Raw genomic sequence first — 16339 nt, forward strand, 5'->3', positions numbered from 1 at the left:
CTGCGTTCATAATTTGGGCAGCCAGGCCCAGCCCCTACCCCCCAGCAGCAGGAGCCACATCCCCGTGACCACGCTTGCGCTCGGCCCCGAGTGGCTGAGCCCGGACTACCTGATCGAGACCTTCAGCCTCCCCGGCATCCTGCTGATCGTCTTCGCGGAATCCGGACTCTTCGCGTTCCTGCCCGGTGACTCCCTGCTGTTCACGGCGGGTCTCTTCGTGGCCGAGGGCAACTACATCAGCCAGCCGCTGTGGCTGGTGTGCACGCTGATCGTGATGGCCGCCGTCCTCGGCGACCAAGTCGGCTACATGATCGGCAAGTTCTTCGGACCCAAGCTGTTCAGCCGGCCGAACTCCAAGCTCTTCAAACAGGAGAACCTGGAGAAAGCACACGAGTTCATGGAGAAGTACGGCCCCAAGGCGATCGTCCTGGCCCGCTTCGTCCCGATCGTGCGCACGTTCGCCCCCATCGTGGCCGGCGCCGGCCGCATGAAGTACCGCACGTTCTTCGTGTACAACCTCATCGGCGGTGTCGCCTGGGGCAGCGGTGTCACCCTCGCGGGCTACTGGCTCGGGCAGATCGAGTTCATCAAGACCAACGTCGAGCCGATCCTCGTCCTGATCGTGCTCATCTCCGTGGTGCCGATCATCATCGAGTACCTGCGCGAGCGCGGGAAGAAGAAGCGCGCCGCCGAGACCCCGGCCGCCGCCCCGCAGTACCCCCAGAACCCCCAGCACCCGGTCATGGACGACGCCACGACCCAGCTGCGCCGCATCACCCCGCCCACCCCGCAGCAGCCCCGGCAGCAGCACTACGGCAACCAGGGGTACCCCCAGCAGCAGCCCCAGCAGCCGTACGGCGATCAGGGCTACCCGCAACAGCAGCCTCAGCAGCCGTACGGCGACGAGTACTACAACCAGCAGCAGCCTTACAACCGCGGCTACTGAAACCCTCAGGGGCGCGGGGCTGTGCCGATGTGCGGCTTCGCCGCGTGGGCGCGAACAACCCCCACCGGGCCGCGGTCGCCGACGCACCCCCGGCCCCCGAGTCGGACGGCGCCCGGGGCCAGACGGCGCTCACGCCAAAAAACCCGCGTCCGGCGCTAAAAGCCCCGCGTCCGCTTCGCCGCCCGGCGCTTCTCCGCGGACCCGATCCGCAGGAAGATCCGCGAGATCTCCGACCCGAGGTTCACCCCGATCGCGATGGCCATGGCCAGGGCCACGGCCTTCGTGAGGGAGGTCAGCCCCGATTCGACCTCGTTCTGGGCGATGCCCAGCAGACCGAAGTACGTGGCGGAACCGGGCAGCAGCGGCCCGATCGCCGCCGTGGTGTACGGCAGCGCGGACGCGAACCGGTACCGGGCCAGCAACTGCCCGAACAGGCCCACGAGGCCCGCCGCCGCAGTCGTGGACGCCACCGGCGAGATGTCGCCCGTGTAGTGCATCGCGCCGTACACCACCCAGGCGACCCCGCCGTTCAGGGTCGCCATCAGCACGGTGGACCGTTCCTGCTGGAGCAGCACCGCGAAGGCCAGGGACAGCAGCATCGACGCGGCGATCTGCCACAGCGGGTCGTCGGAGACGCCGAGCTTCGCGTCCGGGTTCAGCCTGGCGCCCAGCTGCACGCCGAAGTACAGCACCGTCAGCACCCCGGCCACGATGCCCACGAAGAAGTACAGGACCTCCAGCAGGCGCGCGGACGCCGTGATGTAGAAGCCGGTCAGGCCGTCCTGCACACCGGCCACCAGCGCCCGCCCGGGCAGCAGCGCGAACAGCCCACCGGTGATCACCGCGGACGCCTTCACGTCCACGTGCGCCAGCGTCAGCGCCACCCCGATCGCGGCCGGCGGCATCGCGGCCACCGTGAACTGGTAGAACTCCGGCAGCCCGCGCCCCGCGCACAGCCAGGCCAGCCGGTCACCGAGCATCGCGCCGGCCGCGGCCGCCACGAACACCAGGAAGCCGCCGCCGACGAGCACCGACGCCGCCCCCGCGAGCAGTCCGCTCGCCAAGGTCAGCGCCCAGCCGGGGTACGGGTGCCGGTTGCGGCGGATCTCCGCCAGCCGCCGGTAGGCCTCCTCCAGGGAGACGTGCGTCTCGTCGTCGCTGAGGTCGTCCACCAGCTGGTAGACGGCCGCCAGCCGGGTGTAGTCGGGGCTGCGGCGCCGCACCGTGCGCGACGCGGTCACCGGGTCGTCGACCAGGGACGGCTGATGGGAGATCGACAGCAGGGTGAACGTGACGTTGGGCTCGCAGCGGTCCAGGCCGTAGGAGCGGCACACGGCGAACATCGCCGCCTCCACGTCCTCGGCGCCCTCGCCGCCCGCCAGCAGCAGCTCGCCGATGCGCAGGGTCAGGTCGAGCACGCGCGGCACGGCCGGCCCGGTCTCGTCGTGCCGCTGCACCGGCTCCGGAGCCGGCCGCTCGGTCACCGGCATGCGCAGCATGGTGCGCATCCGGTCCTGCCACGGCACGTCCTTGGCCAGGCTGACCAGCGGGATCCCGCTCGCCGGGGTGAACGCGGCCGTCTGCTTCGCGCTGTAGGTGCTCGGCGTGCTGAACGCCGACCCCTCCGCCCCCTCCGAGGGCGGCGGGGGCACGTCCAGCCCGTCGGGAACGGCGAACTCGGAAGTCGTCTCGGACTCCGTACCGGTCGCCGGTACGGCCAGCCCCTCGGGGACGGCGAACTCGGAGGTCGTCGACGACTCGGCCTCGGCCGGCGCCGCGACACCGGAGGGAGGCGTGAACGCGCTCCTCGCCTCGTCCGACTGCGGCTTGCGGTCCTCCGCGTCCGTCACCTGCTCCGCTCTCCCTTTACGACACCGTCCGCGACACCGTCCGTAAACCTGCCCCGTACAGCCTCAGTATGCGCACGCACGGCAAAACGGGCCGCACGCGTGCGTGCGGCCCGTTCCTGCGTCGCGCAGGCGGGAGGGCTCAGTGGCCGCCCGTCTCCTTGAAACGCTTGTAGGACCGCTCGATCTCCGCCTCGGCGTCCACCCGGCCGACCCAGTTGGCGCCCTCGACCGACTTGCCCGGCTCCAGGTCCTTGTAGACCTCGAAGAAGTGCTGGATCTCCAGGCGGTCGAACTCGGACACGTGGTGGATGTCCCGCAGGTGCTCCACGCGCGGGTCCGTCGACGGGACGCACAGCAGCTTGTCGTCGCCGCCGGCCTCGTCCGTCATCCGGAACATGCCGATCGCGCGGCAGCGGATCAGGCAGCCCGGGAACGTCGGCTCGTCCAGGATGACCAGCGCGTCCAGCGGGTCGCCGTCCTCGCCGAGGGTGTTCTCGACGAAGCCGTAGTCGGTCGGGTAGGCGGTCGAGGTGAAGAGCCGACGGTCCAGGCGGATCCGACCCGTCTCGTGGTCCACCTCGTACTTGTTCCGCGAACCCTTCGGGATCTCGATCGTGACGTCGAACTCCACCGGACGCTCCTCCATGATCAGCACATCGTTCTGGTGATTAAGTGTCCCTCACGCAGGTGTGTGATCGCGAAAGGGGCTGGTGGTCGTGCCAGAGCTGAGGCCTTGGCGGGCCGCGGGACCGCATGTCGCGCGGATCGCGGACGCCGTACGGCCGCGTCTCGCCCGGGCCGCGGAGACCGTACGGCCACGTCTGGCGCGCCTCGCCGCGGCCGTCGGGCCACGGTTCGCGCGGCCGGGCCGGCCGGGATCACCGCAGGGCCCGCGGGTCGCGCTGCCGAAGACCTGGCAGTTCACCGCGACCGCCGCCACCGCCGGTCTGGCGCTGGCCGCGGGTGTGGCGACCGCCGCCGGTCCCTGGGACTCTTCGGGTCAGCGTACGGCCGAACGGGACCGGGCCGTGGCCCTGGAAGCCGCGCGTGGCACAGATCACGGCGGCACCCGCGCCCACGCCGGCACGCCGCCCCGCGGCCCCCAGGCCGCCCCGCCGGCCGTCTCCGTGCTCACCGGCCTCGGCGGCACCGCCACCACCGTGAAGTCGGCGCCCGGCGGCAAGGCCCTCGGCGCCGTCCTGGACCCGCTGCTGAAGAACCCGGCGCTCGGCCGCCACTCCGCCGCCGTGGCCGACGCGGCCACCGGTGACCAGCTCTACGGCACCGGCTCCGAGGACGCGCTCACTCCCGCCTCGACCACCAAGATCGCCACTGCCGTCGCCGCGCTCTCCGCGATGGGCGCCGACCACCGCCTCACCACCCGCGCGGTGTACGAACCCGACACCGGGGAGGTCGTCCTGGTCGGCGGCGGCGACCCCACGCTCACCGCGCGGAAGGACGCCCAGGGACTCGCGAGCCTGCGCGACCTCGCCGAGCGCACCGCCGCCGCCCTGGCCAGGCGCGGGGTGCGCGAGGTGACGCTGTCCTACGACACGACCCTCTACAAGGGCACCACGATCCACCCGATCGGGGTCAACCCGAACCTCGCGGCCGTCACCCCCCTCATGGTCGACGAGGCCCGCACCGACGGCTCCACCAGCGGGCCGGCCCCACGGGCCGCGGACCCGGCGGCCGACGCCGCGCGGACGTTCGGCGACCTGCTGAAGGAGCACGGCGTCAGGGCCACCCCGCCCGGCCCGTCGAAGGCGACCACCCGCGCCGCCACGCTCGCCACGGTCTCCTCGCCCCCGCTGGCCGCCCTCGTCGAACGGATGCTGACCAACAGCGACAACGACCTCGCCGAGGCCCTCGCCCGCCACACCGCCCTGGCCACCGGCGGGAGCGCCGACTTCGCGGGCGCCGGCGCGGCGGTCACCACCCGTCTGAAGCACCTCGGGCTCCCCCTGAAGGGCGCGGACGTCAAGGACGGCAGCGGCCTCGACCGGCGCGACAAACTCACCGCCGGCCTCCTCACCGCCCTGCTCGTCAAGGCCGGCGACCCGGCCCACCCCGAGCTGCGCCCCGCCCTCACCGGCCTGCCCGTCGCCGGCTTCACCGGCACCCTCGCCGGCCGCTACACCGACGGTGCGGCCGGCGTCGTACGCGCCAAGACCGGCACGCTCACCGGCGTGAACACCCTGGCGGGCACGGTCGTCGACAAGGACGGCCGCCTCCTGGTCTTCGCCTTCCTGGCGAACGACACCACCGCCCCCACGGCAGCCCAGTCCGCCCTCGACAAGGCGGCCACAGCCCTGGCGGCATGCGGCTGCCGCTGACTTCCCACAGGGGCGCGGGGAACTGCACAGGGGCGCGGGGAACTGCGCAAGGGGGTCTGGGGGCGAAGCCCCCAGGGACGGGAAGGGGCGGCGGGGGCGAGAAACCAGGGAACACGACGACCGCCCGCCCCCCGACCACCACGGGCCACGGGCCCGATGACCACCCGCTCCCGGCCCCCGCAGGCGCCGGCGCCGACGACCACCCACCCCCCGGCCCCCTCACCTCACCGTCCTGCCCGAAACCGGGCCACTCACGTACCGTTGACGCATGACGAGCATCGGTGGTGCTGCCTCTTCCGGGATGGTCGACTGGAACCTCGCGGTCGCGACCGCGACCCGCCTCATGCGCCCGGGCCCCGACGTGAGCCGCGACGAGGCCCGCGCCGTCGTCGCGGAACTGCGCCGGCACGCGAAAGCCTCGGAGGAACACGTCCGGGGCTTCACCCGTCTGGGCACCGAGGAGACCCACGACACCCCCCTCCTCGTCGTCGACCGCCCCGGCTGGGTCCGGGCCAACGTCGCCGGCTTCCGCGAACTGCTCAAACCCCTCCTCGACAAGATGCAGGAACGGCGCGGCACCAGCCCCGGCAACGCGGTCCTCGGCGCCGTCGGCGGCAAGGTCACCGGCGTGGAACTGGGCATGCTGCTGTCCTTCCTCGCCTCCCGCGTCCTCGGCCAGTACGAGACCTTCGCCCCCGCCACCCGCGACCTCCCGGCCGGTGCGAACGGCGCCGGACGGCTGCTGCTCGTCGCCCCCAACATCGTCCACGTCGAACGCGAACTCGACGTCGAACCGCACGACTTCCGCCTGTGGGTGACCCTCCACGAGGAGACCCACCGCACCCAGTTCACCGCCGTGCCCTGGCTGCGCGACCACCTGGAGGGCGAGATCCAGTCGTTCCTGGAGGAGACCGACGTCGACCCCATGACCGTCCTGGAACGCGTCCGCGAAGCCGCCCAGTCCCTCGTCGGCGGCCGCCCCGAGGGCGAGGAGGGCGACGACGGACACTCCCTCGTCGAGCTCGTGCAGACCCCCGCCCAGCGCGAGATCCTCGGCCGCCTCACGGCCGTGATGTCCCTCCTGGAGGGCCACGCCGACTTCGTGATGGACGGCGTCGGCCCCGCCGTCGTGCCGAGCGTCGCCGAGATCCGCGAGAAGTTCCAGCAGCGCCGCGCCAAGGGCGCCTCCCGCCTGGACATGGCCCTGCGCAAGCTGCTCGGCCTGGACGCCAAGCTCCGCCAGTACCGCGACGGCGAACGCTTCGTGCGCGCCGTCGTCGAGGAGGTCGGCATGGACGGCTTCAACCGGGTGTGGACCTCGCCCAACACGCTCCCCACCAAGGCGGAGATCGCCAAACCGGCGGACTGGATCACACGGGTGCACCGGAAACCGGAAGCCTGACCCCCGCGCACCGTCATGCACCGCACCCGGCCGACGGCAGACGGACGCCCCTCCAATCACCCGTCCGAGGGACCGTGAGTCCCGAGTAGGCGTGCAATGCTCGGGGAACGGCCCGGTTCTGTCACCATCTACACACTCTGAGTGACCGAACCTCGGGTTCACCCCCCGACAACTTCATGAAGGGAACCGGACATGGGTCCCCATCCTGCGGTCGCGGCGATACGCCTGGCGGTCCGCCGCGTCCTGACCGACATCCTCGACGACCACGGCCGAGCCCCCGGCCGCGCACCGCACGAGCGGCCGCCCTCCCCGCTCGTGCTCGTGGCCTGCTCCGGCGGCGCCGACTCCATGGCGCTCGCCTCCGCCCTCGCCTTCGAAGCCCCCCGCCTCGGCGTCCGCGCCGGCGGTGTCACCGTCGACCACGGCCTCCAGGCCGGCTCCGACCTGCGCGCCGCCGAAGTCGCCTCCCGCCTGCGCGAACTCGGCCTCGACCCCGTCGAGTCCACCGCCGTCACCGTCGGCCGGGGCGGCGGACCCGAGGCCGCCGCCCGGGACGCCCGCTACGCCGCCCTGGATGCCGCCGCCGAACGGCACGGCGCCGCCGCCGTCCTGCTCGGCCACACCCGCGACGACCAGGCCGAGACCGTCCTGCTCGGCCTCGCCCGCGGCTCCGGCATCCGCTCCCTGTCCGGAATGGCCGCGGTCTCGGGGGCCGACGGCCGTTACCGGCGTCCCTTCCTCCAGCTCGACCGGCAGACCGCCCGCAAGGCCTGCATGGTCCAGTCCCTGCCCGTCTGGGACGACCCGCACAACGCCGACCCCGCCTACACCCGCTCCCGGCTCCGCCACGAGGGCCTGCCCGCCCTGGAGAAGGCCCTCGGCAAGGGCGTCGTCGAGGCCCTCGCCCGTACGGCCCAGCTCTCCCGCGACGACGCCGACGCCCTCGACGCCTGGGCCGGCCGGGTGGCGGCCGGCGTCCGCGACGCCGACGGCCGCCTGGAGTGCGCCGCGCTGCACGACCTGCCGCCCGCCGTACGCCGCCGTGTGCTGCGCCGCGCCGCCATCGAGGCCGGCGCGCCGGCCGGTTCGCTGTTCGCCCGCCACATCGAGGAGGTCGACCGGCTGATCACCGGCTGGCGCGGTCAGGGGGCCATCAACCTCCCCGGCCGGGTCGTGGTCCGCCGGCAGGGTGGCAGACTGGTGATTCGGCAGGGCTGATTCCGGACCCCACCGACCCGTACGAGTCGCGGGACGGACCGGACCGGCCGGTGGGACGACCGAAAGTGATGCGGGTGGACGCGAAAGACATGGGTGCCGACCTCGAGAAGGTACTCATCACCAAGGAAGAGATCGACGCCAAGCTGGCGGAGCTGGCCGCGAAGATCGACGCGGAGTACGCGGGCAAGGACCTGCTGATCGTCGGCGTGCTCAAGGGCGCGGTGATGGTGATGGCCGACCTCGCGCGGGCGCTGTCCACCCCCGTCACGATGGACTGGATGGCCGTGTCCTCGTACGGGGCGGGCACCCAGTCCTCCGGTGTGGTGCGGATCCTCAAGGACCTCGACACCGACATCAAGGGCCGGCACGTCCTGATCGTCGAGGACATCATCGACTCCGGACTGACCCTGTCCTGGCTGATCTCCAACCTCGGCTCGCGCGAGCCCGCCTCCCTCAAGGTGTGCACGCTGCTGCGCAAGCCCGATGCCGCCAAGGTCGCCATCGACGTGGAGTGGGTCGGCTTCGACATCCCCAACGAGTTCGTCGTCGGTTACGGCCTCGACTACGCCGAGAAGTACCGCAACCTCCCGTTCGTCGGTACGCTCGCGCCTCACGTCTACGGCGGCTGAACCCCGGGGCCGGGCCCGCCGTACGTGATCGGGAACCCCGGCGGGCTCCGCGGCGTTGGAGCATGCGTGGACGCGATTGCCGGCTGTCCCCCGCAGCTTCGGGGGACCAAGCTGGGGTACCGTCCGAAGAACAGCCTTTATCAAACTCACTATGGCAGGAGGGACGGGGCGGCACCGCTCCGTATGGATGGACGTGAAGCGATACTTCCGTGGGCCGGTCATGTGGATCGTGCTGGCCGTCCTCGCCGTGGTCGTGTTGATGCAGGTCGTCGGCTCGTCCGGCGGCTACAAGACGGTGGACACCGGCGAGGTCGTCCAGGCGATCAATGAGAACAAGGTCGAGTCGGCCAAGCTGACCACCGGCGACGAGCAGATCATCAAGGTCCAGCTCAAGGACGGCGTCGAGGTCAAGGACAGCTCGAAGATCCAGGCGAGCTACATCGGCGACCAGGGCGTCACCATCGCCAGCACGCTGCAGGACAAGTTCCAGAACAAGCAGATCCCGGACGGCTACACGGTCTCGCCGTCCAAGCAGAACGCGTTCGTGAGCATTCTGCTGTCCCTGCTGCCCTTCGTCCTCATCGTGGTCGTCTTCCTGTTCCTGATGAACCAGATGCAGGGCGGCGGCTCCCGCGTCATGAACTTCGGCAAGTCCAAGGCGAAGCTCATCACCAAGGACACCCCGAAGACGACGTTCGCCGACGTCGCGGGATCGGACGAGGCGGTGGAGGAGCTCCACGAGATCAAGGAGTTCCTGCAGGAGCCGGCGAAGTTCCAGGCCGTCGGGGCGAAGATCCCCAAGGGCGTCCTGCTCTACGGCCCGCCCGGTACGGGCAAGACCCTGCTCGCGCGTGCCGTCGCGGGCGAGGCCGGTGTGCCGTTCTACTCGATCTCCGGTTCCGACTTCGTCGAGATGTTCGTCGGTGTCGGTGCCTCCCGGGTCCGTGACCTGTTCGAGCAGGCCAAGGCGAACGCCCCCGCGATCGTCTTCGTCGACGAGATCGACGCGGTCGGCCGCCACCGCGGCGCCGGCCTCGGCGGTGGTCACGACGAGCGCGAGCAGACCCTGAACCAGCTCCTCGTGGAGATGGACGGCTTCGACGTCAAGGGCGGCGTGATCCTCATCGCCGCGACGAACCGGCCCGACATCCTCGACCCGGCGCTGCTGCGGCCCGGCCGCTTCGACCGCCAGATCGCGGTCGACCGCCCGGACATGCAGGGCCGCCTCGAGATCCTCAAGGTGCACCAGAAGGGCAAGCCGGTCGCCCCGGACGTCGACCTGTCGGCCGTCGCCCGCCGCACCCCCGGCATGACCGGTGCCGACCTGGCCAACGTGCTCAACGAGGCCGCGCTGCTGACCGCGCGCAGCGATCAGAAGCTGATCGACAACAAGATGCTGGACGAGGCGATCGACCGTGTGGTCGCGGGCCCGCAGAAGCGGACCCGGATCATGTCGGACAAGGAGAAGAAGATCACCGCGTACCACGAGGGCGGACACGCCCTGGTGGCGGCGGCCTCCCCGAACTCCGACCCCGTCCACAAGATCACGATCCTCTCCAGGGGCCGTGCCCTCGGCTACACGATGGTGCTCCCGGACGAGGACAAGTACTCGACCACGCGCAACGAGATGCTGGACCAGCTCGCCTACATGCTGGGCGGCCGCGCGGCCGAGGAGCTCGTCTTCCACGACCCGACCACCGGTGCCGCCAACGACATCGAGAAGGCCACCGGTGTGGCCCGTGCGATGGTCACGCAGTACGGCATGACCGAGCGGCTCGGCGCCATCAAGTTCGGCGGCGACAACACCGAGCCGTTCCTCGGACGTGAGATGGCCCACCAGCGCGACTACTCGGAAGAGGTCGCCGCGCTGGTCGACGAAGAGGTCAAGAAGCTCATCGAGACCGCGCACAACGAGGCGTGGGAGATCCTCGTCGAGAACCGTGACGTCCTCGACAACCTGGTCCTGGCCCTCCTGGAGCGGGAGACGCTGGGCAAGGAGGAGATCGCCGAGATCTTCGCGCCGATCGTCAAGCGCCCGCCCAGGCCCGCCTGGACCGGCTCCTCCCGCCGTACGCCGTCCACCCGCCCGCCGGTCCTCTCCCCCAAGGAGCTGGCCCTGACGAACGGGGCGAACGGCGCGACGCCGGCCATCACCACCGCCAAGAGCACCGCGACGGACCCCGTCCCGGCGCCGGAGCGGACCCCGGAGGAACGCCCCGAGAGCTGATCCCGAGGCTCCCGGTGATCCCACCGGGCCCGGAATGGATGCCGCGCCCCCCTGGTTCTAGCCTGGGGGCGCGGCATTTCGCGTACCGCAGTGGAGACGCGTGCCCCTCACGCGTGAAGGCACAGGAACGAGGCACCCACATGACCGACCCCGTGACGCTGGACGGCATGGCCCCCATCGGCGAGTTCGACGAGAAGCGGGCCGAGAACGCCGTACGCGAGCTTCTGATCGCGGTCGGCGAGGACCCGGACCGGGAAGGCCTGCTGGAGACCCCGGCGCGGGTGGCGCGGGCGTACCGGGAGATATTCGCGGGGCTGTGGCAGAAGCCCGAGGACGTGCTGACGACGACGTTCGACCTCGGCCACGACGAGATGGTGCTGGTCAAGGACATCGAAGTCCTGAGTAGCTGTGAGCATCATCTGGTGCCGTTCGTCGGGGTCGCCCATGTCGGTTACATTCCATCGGTCGACGGCAAGATCACGGGCCTTTCGAAGCTGGCTCGGCTCGTGGATGTCTATGCCCGCCGCCCGCAGGTGCAGGAACGACTCACCACGCAGATCGCGGACTCCCTGATGGACATCCTGGAGCCGCGTGGGGTGATCGTGGTGGTGGAGTGCGAGCACATGTGCATGTCGATGCGGGGAGTGCGGAAGCCCGGGGCGAAGACCATCACGTCGGCCGTGCGGGGGCAATTGCGTGACCCCGCCACCCGCAACGAGGCGATGAGCCTGATCATGGCGCGCTGACGCGCCGCGCGTCATGCGCCGGCACAGGTGTGCCTGAGGGCACGGGTGCGTCTCAGGTCGTCGGTGCCGTGCCCGGGCCGTTCGTGTCGTCGTCCTCCGGGAGCTTGCAGACGCGCTCCAGGAAGATGGCCGCCGCTATGACGCCGATGCCCGCCAGGACCGAGAAGCCGGCGTAGATGGCCTGGTCACGGCGGGCGGGGATGTCCAGGGACTCCAGCAGGAAGACGCCCGTGCCGCCGTACATGCCGGCGACGAGCGCGGCCACCAGGGCGCTGGCCTGCCCGAACACGACCGCGCGGGCGGCCATCAGGGGGTCGACGCCCTTGGCGTCGGCCTGCCGCTCGCGCTGGGCCTTGAGGCGGGCGCGGAGGGAGAGCGCGGTGGCCGCGAGGACCACCGCGATCAGGGCGAGGACGATGGGCGCGGCCACGGGCACGCTCGGAAGGGTGCCCAGGGAGTTCCAGAGGCGGGCGCCGGCCCAGGACAGGATCCCGGCCACGACGAAGACGCCTGCCAGCACCCTGATGCGCAGCTCTTTCACGGTGTCCCTTCGCGTTCCCCCGGACGGTGCCCCGGAATGTGGTCGTCTCGACCTTAACGGCTACTCGGGCAGCCGGAGTTCCAGGTCCGCGCGGGGCGTGACGCCTTCACGGGTGACCGCGCCGAGGAGATCGGCGACCGGACCGCGCCCGGGCAGCTCCGCCTCGGGGTCGACGTCGTGCCAGGGGGCGAGCACGAAGGCGCGCTCGTGGGCGCGCGGGTGCGGGAGCGTGAGCCGCGGGTCGTCGGAGTGGAGATCCGCGTACGAGACGATGTCCACGTCCAGGGTGCGCGGGCCCCAGCGCTCGTCCCGGACTCGGTGGAAGGCCTCCTCGACCGCGTGCGCCCGCTCCAGCAGGGAGGACGGGGGCAGGGTGGTCTTCAGCACCACGACCGCGTTGAAGTACGAGGGCTGGCTGCCGGGCTCGACGCCCCACGGCTCCGTCTCGTACACGGGGGAGACGGCCTTGACCCGGATGCCCGGGGTGTCCTCCAGGGCGTCGACGGCCCCCTGGAGGGTCTCCAGGCGGTTGCCCAGGTTGGCGCCGAGGGAGACCACGGCCCGCTTGGGGTTCTGCAGGGTGGTGTCGGCGGCGTCGACCCGCTCGACCACGGAGGCGGGGACGGGCTGGACGGTCGGGTCGGTGTGGCCCTGGGTGGACGGCCTGGTCATACGCGGCTCCGGGTGATGGTGACGGTCACGTCGTCGAAGGGCACGGTGATCGGCGCGTCCGGCTTGTGGACGCACACCTCGACCTCCCGCACCGCGTCGTGCTTCAGACAGACCTGGGCGATGCGCTCGGCGAGCGTCTCGATGAGGTTGAGCGGTTCGCCCTGGACGACCGCCACGACCTCCTCGGCCACGATGCCGTAGTGCACGGTCTTCGTCAGGTCGTCGTCGGCCGCGGCCGGCCGGGTGTCCAGGCCGAGGACGAGGTCCACGAGGAAGGTCTGGCCCTCCTCGCGTTCCTTGGGGAACACACCGTGGTGCCCGCGGGCCCTCAGGCCGCGCAGCGCGACACGATCCACGCGAATCACTCCTGCAGTCGTCGGTCCGGCCGGTCGGTGCCTGTGCGGACGGCACACCGGCCCGCATTCGAATCTACCCGCGGGCACCGACGACGCCGGTGGCCCGGGGTGCGGGGGCGGGCCGGCGGACGGGGATTTCACCGCCCGTTTCCCCTGGGGAAAGCGGGGGCTCACGAGGTGGTGGCCGTTTCCGCCCGCCCTGTCGTGATTCCCGCCACTTCCGGTGGGGGACGACGGGCCATGAGGCCCCTCTGTCCCGCTGTCCGTCTGCCCGTTCAGGCCGGAGTGTCGTCGTCCTCGTCCTCCTCTTCCTCGGCGAGCACCGGGGAGGCGTGGTGGGACCAGAGCTTCCAGCCGGACGGGGTGCGCCGGAACACGTTGGTGGCGACGACGAGCTGGCCGACCAGGGGGCCGAGCTCCTCGCCGGCCTCGGGGGCGGGGCCGCCGCTGAGGATGTTCTCGGTGCACGTCACCAGGGCGGTGTCGCCGGTGACGGAGACATGCGTGTCGGTGAGGAAGAACTGGATGTAGTCGGTGTTCGCCATGATCAGGGCGTACGACCTGAGCACCTCGCCGCGTCCGGTGAGCACGGGCCAGCCGGGGTGCACGCAGGAGACCACGCCGGTGTCCGCAGGGTCGTGGTACGACTCGTCGACGCCGAGGTCGCCGGGGGTCAGCCAGAGCGACGCGACCTCTTCGAAGTCGCCTCTTTCGAGCGCCTCGTAGAAGGCGGTGTTGGCGGCCTCGACGTGTTCGACGTCGGTGTGGGGTGCGCTCACCGGGCTCCTTCTGCGCCGTGCGCGCCGGGTTCGGAGGGTGCGGTGCACGCCGTACGCGCCTGCGCTATGGCGCGGGTGACCCGTACGGCGTCCGCGGTGGCGCGTACCTCGTGCACGCGGACCGCCCAGGCGCCGGCCTGCGCGGCGAGGGCGGAGACGGCGGCGGTGGCCGCGTCGCGCTCCCGCGCGGGCGGTGCCGCGCCGTCCGGACCGGCCAGGACACGGCCGAGGAACCGCTTGCGGGAGGCGGCGACGAGTACCGGGTGGCCGAGGGCCAGGACGCGGTCGAGGCGGGCGAGGAGGGCCAGGTCGTGGTCGGCGCCCTTGGAGAAGCCGAGACCGGGGTCGACGATCACACGGTCGGCGGCGATCCCGCCTTCCAGGACGGCCTCCACGCGCGCGTGGAGTTCCTCGGCGACCTCCGTGACCACGTCGGCGTACACACCCTCGATGTTGCCGCCCTCCAGGAAGCCGCGCCAGTGCATGACGACGAAGGGGGCGCCGGCAGCGGCGACGACGGGGATCATGGCCGGATCGGCGAGTCCGCCGCTGACGTCGTTGACCAGGGCGGCGCCGGCCGCGAGGGACTGTTCGGCGACGGAGGCGCGCATGGTGTCGACGGAGACGGTGACGCCCTCGGCGGCGAGGCCGCGGACCACGGGGATGACGCGCTTGAGTTCCTCGGCCTCGTCGACGCGGGTGGCGCCGGGCCGGGTGGACTCGCCGCCGACGTCGACCAGGTCGGCGCCCTGGGCCACCAGGTCGAGGCCGTGCTTGACGGCGGTCGTCGTGTCGAACCAGCGGCCGCCGTCGGAGAAGGAGTCGGGGGTGACGTTCACGACTCCCATGACCGCGCAGCGGTCCCAGTGAGGAAGGCCCGCGACCTGGCGGCGTCCGCTGTGGTTGCTCATATGTTCAGCGTAGGCCCGTGAGGGGCCGGAGTACGCCTCGGGCCGGGCGGGGCGCCCGGGGCCCGCGGGGTGCCGTGGAGGCTGTCCGGCGCCCCGGCGACGGCGTACGGACGGCTGTCCGGCGAGGCGGCCGGGAGGCGCGGAGTTCACCGGGCGGAGTTCACCGGGCGGAGTTCGGCGGGCGGAGTTCGGCGGGCGGTTCACGGGGCAAAAAACGATCTTGATAATTGGGCAATACGTCTATTCACGTGTCATGCGCGTTCCCTGATGCCCTGTGAAATCCTCGGTGCGGCTTTGTTTTTACGGTGCGGGGCACCATCATTCGCCTACGCGCGGTAAGTTTCTGGCCATGCCACGTGGACGTCACCGTCATTCCCCGCCTCTGCACAGGATGCTGCCCCCGTCGGCGATCGCAGGCGTGTCCGTCGTCTGCGCCCTGGGGCCCTGGGTGTTCACGCAACCGATGGTGCTTCGTGTCCTGGCCGCGGCCGCCGCGGTCACGGCGATCGCAGGCGCCGTCGTCATGCGGCACTGGGACGCTCAGGCGGGCAAACGCGTCGCCGAGCTCACGCGCGCGCGTGCGGGCGACGAATGGCGTTTCGAGGAACGGATCGCCGAACTGGAGTCCGACCTCGAGGAGTCGCGCGAGCTGCGGGCGAAACTGGAGCAGCGGTTGCGCGCCAAGCGCGCGGAACTCGCCGGGCTGCGCAACGAGCACGCGGCTCTGCTGCGGCGGTACGCCGCGTCGGAGGTCGACCGGGCGAGCGTCCTGGAGGAACGCCGGGTGCTCGAGATAGAGGTCGCGGTTCCGGCCCGCGCGCTGCCGGCGGGGCCGTCAGCGGCGCCCGGTGACGCGGAGGTGCCGGAGCAGGCGGTGGTGCCGGAGCAGGCGGAGTCCGGGACGGCGGAGCGGGACGAGACCGTCACCGAGGAGACGCCGGCGGCTCCGCCCGTCTTCTCGCCGGAGGGGTCGAAGCTGTTCCTGCGGGCCGGCGCGGCACTGGAGCGGCTCGCCGCGGACGCGGACGCCGTGGAGGACGGCGCAGGCACGGACGTACGGACCGACGAGGCGTCCGGGCAGGCCGACGACGACGCCCGGACCGGTGACACGCCGGAGGACGACGGCTCCCCGGAGGACGACGACGCCCCCGAGGGCCCTGAAGACGACGGCCCCGAGCCCACGAAGCGGTCCGAGCGGGACCAGGAGCAGGAGGACGAGGCCGGGACCGAGGGCCGGTCCGGGGTGGTCGGCGAGCACGAGCGTACGACCCTCGACTCTCCCGCACCGACCGCTCCTCCGGCCCGGTCCGTGCGGCAGCCCTCCGGGCACTTCACCGTGCCGACGGCGGTGGCGGTCGTGCCGCCGACCACACCCGTACGGCGGCCGGTGTCCGAGGGCGGCTTCGACTTCTTCGGGGCGAAGAAGGACACGGACGGCGCCGCCCTGGACACCGTGCAGAACGAGGACCTCGCCGACGTCGTCGGCCAGGAGGCGCTCGCGCTGCACAAGGCGGAGGCCGAGGCGCGGTTCAAGCCCGCCGACGAGGAGGCGCGCGGCACCGGCCAGGTCATCGACCTGACGGCACACGACGAGACGGAGCACATCGACGTCGAGGGCCTGCGCAGCGCGGCCTCCTGACCCGGTGCACCAGCCGAACGGGCTCCGCGCACACCGCGCGGGGCCCGTTCGGCGTTCCGGTGCACCCGCACGTGCGGGCGGTGCGGC

15 protein-coding genes are annotated in these 16339 nt (G+C 71.7%); 8 read left to right on the forward strand and 7 right to left on the reverse strand.

Annotated elements, in window-relative coordinates:
• The first annotated feature begins 64 nt into the window (after positions 1 to 64).
• Positions 65 to 946, forward strand: coding sequence for a DedA family protein (locus IH50_RS0119150; protein ID WP_030863352.1), 882 nt, complete (start codon positions 65 to 67; stop codon positions 944 to 946).
• A gap of 155 nt (positions 947 to 1101) precedes the next feature.
• Here the strand turns inward: IH50_RS0119150 and IH50_RS0119155 are convergent, their stop codons facing one another.
• Together IH50_RS0119155 and IH50_RS0119160 are read right to left on the reverse strand one after the other, a co-directional pair.
• Positions 1102 to 2796 carry a threonine/serine exporter family protein gene (locus IH50_RS0119155; protein WP_030863354.1) on the reverse strand — a complete coding sequence of 565 codons (1695 nt, stop codon included), beginning with the start codon at positions 2794 to 2796 and terminating at the stop codon, positions 1102 to 1104.
• A gap of 139 nt (positions 2797 to 2935) precedes the next feature.
• Positions 2936 to 3427, reverse strand: coding sequence for an inorganic diphosphatase (locus tag IH50_RS0119160; RefSeq protein ID WP_030828087.1), 492 nt, complete (start codon positions 3425 to 3427; stop codon positions 2936 to 2938).
• Between the two features lie 79 nt (positions 3428 to 3506).
• Between IH50_RS0119160 and dacB the strand changes: the two genes are divergently transcribed.
• From dacB to folE, 6 genes are all read left to right on the forward strand, one after another.
• Positions 3507 to 5132: a D-alanyl-D-alanine carboxypeptidase/D-alanyl-D-alanine-endopeptidase gene (dacB, locus tag IH50_RS0119165; RefSeq protein ID WP_030863356.1), complete on the forward strand. Its 1626-nt coding sequence runs from the start codon at positions 3507 to 3509 to the stop codon at positions 5130 to 5132.
• Between the two features lie 268 nt (positions 5133 to 5400).
• Positions 5401 to 6534, forward strand: coding sequence for a zinc-dependent metalloprotease (locus IH50_RS0119170; RefSeq protein WP_030863358.1), 1134 nt, complete (start codon positions 5401 to 5403; stop codon positions 6532 to 6534).
• Positions 6535 to 6726: 192 nt separating this feature from the next.
• Positions 6727 to 7752, forward strand: a complete 1026-nt coding sequence (gene tilS, locus IH50_RS0119175) for a tRNA lysidine(34) synthetase TilS (RefSeq protein ID WP_030863360.1) — start codon at positions 6727 to 6729, stop codon at positions 7750 to 7752.
• 68 nt (positions 7753 to 7820) lie between these two features.
• Entirely contained in the window at positions 7821 to 8381 is a 561-nt protein-coding gene (gene hpt / locus IH50_RS0119180; RefSeq protein ID WP_030863364.1) for a hypoxanthine phosphoribosyltransferase, read from the forward strand.
• 187 nt (positions 8382 to 8568) lie between these two features.
• Positions 8569 to 10608 (forward strand): ATP-dependent zinc metalloprotease FtsH, encoded by a 2040-nt coding sequence (gene ftsH, locus IH50_RS0119185; protein WP_030863367.1) that lies wholly within the window; start codon positions 8569 to 8571, stop codon positions 10606 to 10608.
• A 140-nt stretch (positions 10609 to 10748) separates the two neighbouring features.
• Positions 10749 to 11354 carry a GTP cyclohydrolase I FolE gene (gene folE, locus IH50_RS0119190; RefSeq protein WP_030863370.1) on the forward strand — a complete coding sequence of 202 codons (606 nt, stop codon included), beginning with the start codon at positions 10749 to 10751 and terminating at the stop codon, positions 11352 to 11354.
• Positions 11355 to 11406: 52 nt separating this feature from the next.
• Here folE and IH50_RS0119195 read toward each other — a convergent pair whose 3' ends face one another.
• The 5 genes from IH50_RS0119195 to folP all read right to left on the reverse strand — a co-directional run bounded on the left by IH50_RS0119195 (position 11407) and on the right by folP (position 14613).
• On the reverse strand, positions 11407 to 11895 hold the full coding sequence (locus IH50_RS0119195) for a DUF3180 domain-containing protein (RefSeq protein ID WP_030863372.1): 489 nt from the start codon (positions 11893 to 11895) through the stop codon (positions 11407 to 11409).
• A gap of 60 nt (positions 11896 to 11955) precedes the next feature.
• Complete coding sequence (gene folK, locus IH50_RS0119200) at positions 11956 to 12567, reverse strand: 2-amino-4-hydroxy-6-hydroxymethyldihydropteridine diphosphokinase (RefSeq protein ID WP_030863374.1); 612 nt, start codon at positions 12565 to 12567, stop codon at positions 11956 to 11958.
• A complete protein-coding gene (folB, locus tag IH50_RS0119205; RefSeq protein WP_030863376.1) occupies positions 12564 to 12923 on the reverse strand; it encodes a dihydroneopterin aldolase in 360 nt (119 codons plus the stop codon). The genes folK and folB overlap by 4 nt, the downstream gene beginning before the upstream one ends.
• A 275-nt stretch (positions 12924 to 13198) precedes the next feature.
• Positions 13199 to 13702 (reverse strand): nuclear transport factor 2 family protein, encoded by a 504-nt coding sequence (locus tag IH50_RS0119210; protein WP_030863378.1) that lies wholly within the window; start codon positions 13700 to 13702, stop codon positions 13199 to 13201.
• Complete coding sequence (gene folP, locus IH50_RS0119215; protein ID WP_030863379.1) at positions 13699 to 14613, reverse strand: dihydropteroate synthase; 915 nt, start codon at positions 14611 to 14613, stop codon at positions 13699 to 13701. Before folP ends, IH50_RS0119210 begins: the two co-directional genes overlap by 4 nt.
• A 349-nt stretch (positions 14614 to 14962) precedes the next feature.
• On the opposite strand from folP, the gene IH50_RS0119220 reads away from it, so the two are divergent.
• Entirely contained in the window at positions 14963 to 16252 is a 1290-nt protein-coding gene (locus IH50_RS0119220; protein WP_199822104.1) for a hypothetical protein, read from the forward strand.
• The last annotated feature ends 87 nt before the right edge of the window (positions 16253 to 16339 follow it).

It is taken from the genome of Streptomyces sp. NRRL S-37, from assembly GCF_000721605.1.
GTDB lineage: Bacteria > Actinomycetota > Actinomycetes > Streptomycetales > Streptomycetaceae > Streptomyces.

What these genes read in the sequence shown, in the direction of transcription:
- IH50_RS0119170 (WP_030863358.1), top strand. Translation starts at nt 5,401, where the DNA reads ATGACGAGCATCGGTGGTGCTGCCTCTTCCGGGATGGTCGACTGGAAC.
- tilS (WP_030863360.1), top strand. Translation starts at nt 6,727, where the DNA reads ATGGGTCCCCATCCTGCGGTCGCGGCGATACGCCTGGCGGTCCGCCGC.
- ftsH (WP_030863367.1), top strand. Translation starts at nt 8,569, where the DNA reads ATGGACGTGAAGCGATACTTCCGTGGGCCGGTCATGTGGATCGTGCTG.
- folK (WP_030863374.1), bottom strand. Translation starts at nt 12,567, where the DNA reads ATGACCAGGCCGTCCACCCAGGGCCACACCGACCCGACCGTCCAGCCC.
- folP (WP_030863379.1), bottom strand. Translation starts at nt 14,613, where the DNA reads ATGAGCAACCACAGCGGACGCCGCCAGGTCGCGGGCCTTCCTCACTGG.
- IH50_RS0119220 (WP_199822104.1), top strand. Translation starts at nt 14,963, where the DNA reads ATGCCACGTGGACGTCACCGTCATTCCCCGCCTCTGCACAGGATGCTG.
- hpt (WP_030863364.1), top strand. Translation starts at nt 7,821, where the DNA reads ATGCGGGTGGACGCGAAAGACATGGGTGCCGACCTCGAGAAGGTACTC.
- folE (WP_030863370.1), top strand. Translation starts at nt 10,749, where the DNA reads ATGACCGACCCCGTGACGCTGGACGGCATGGCCCCCATCGGCGAGTTC.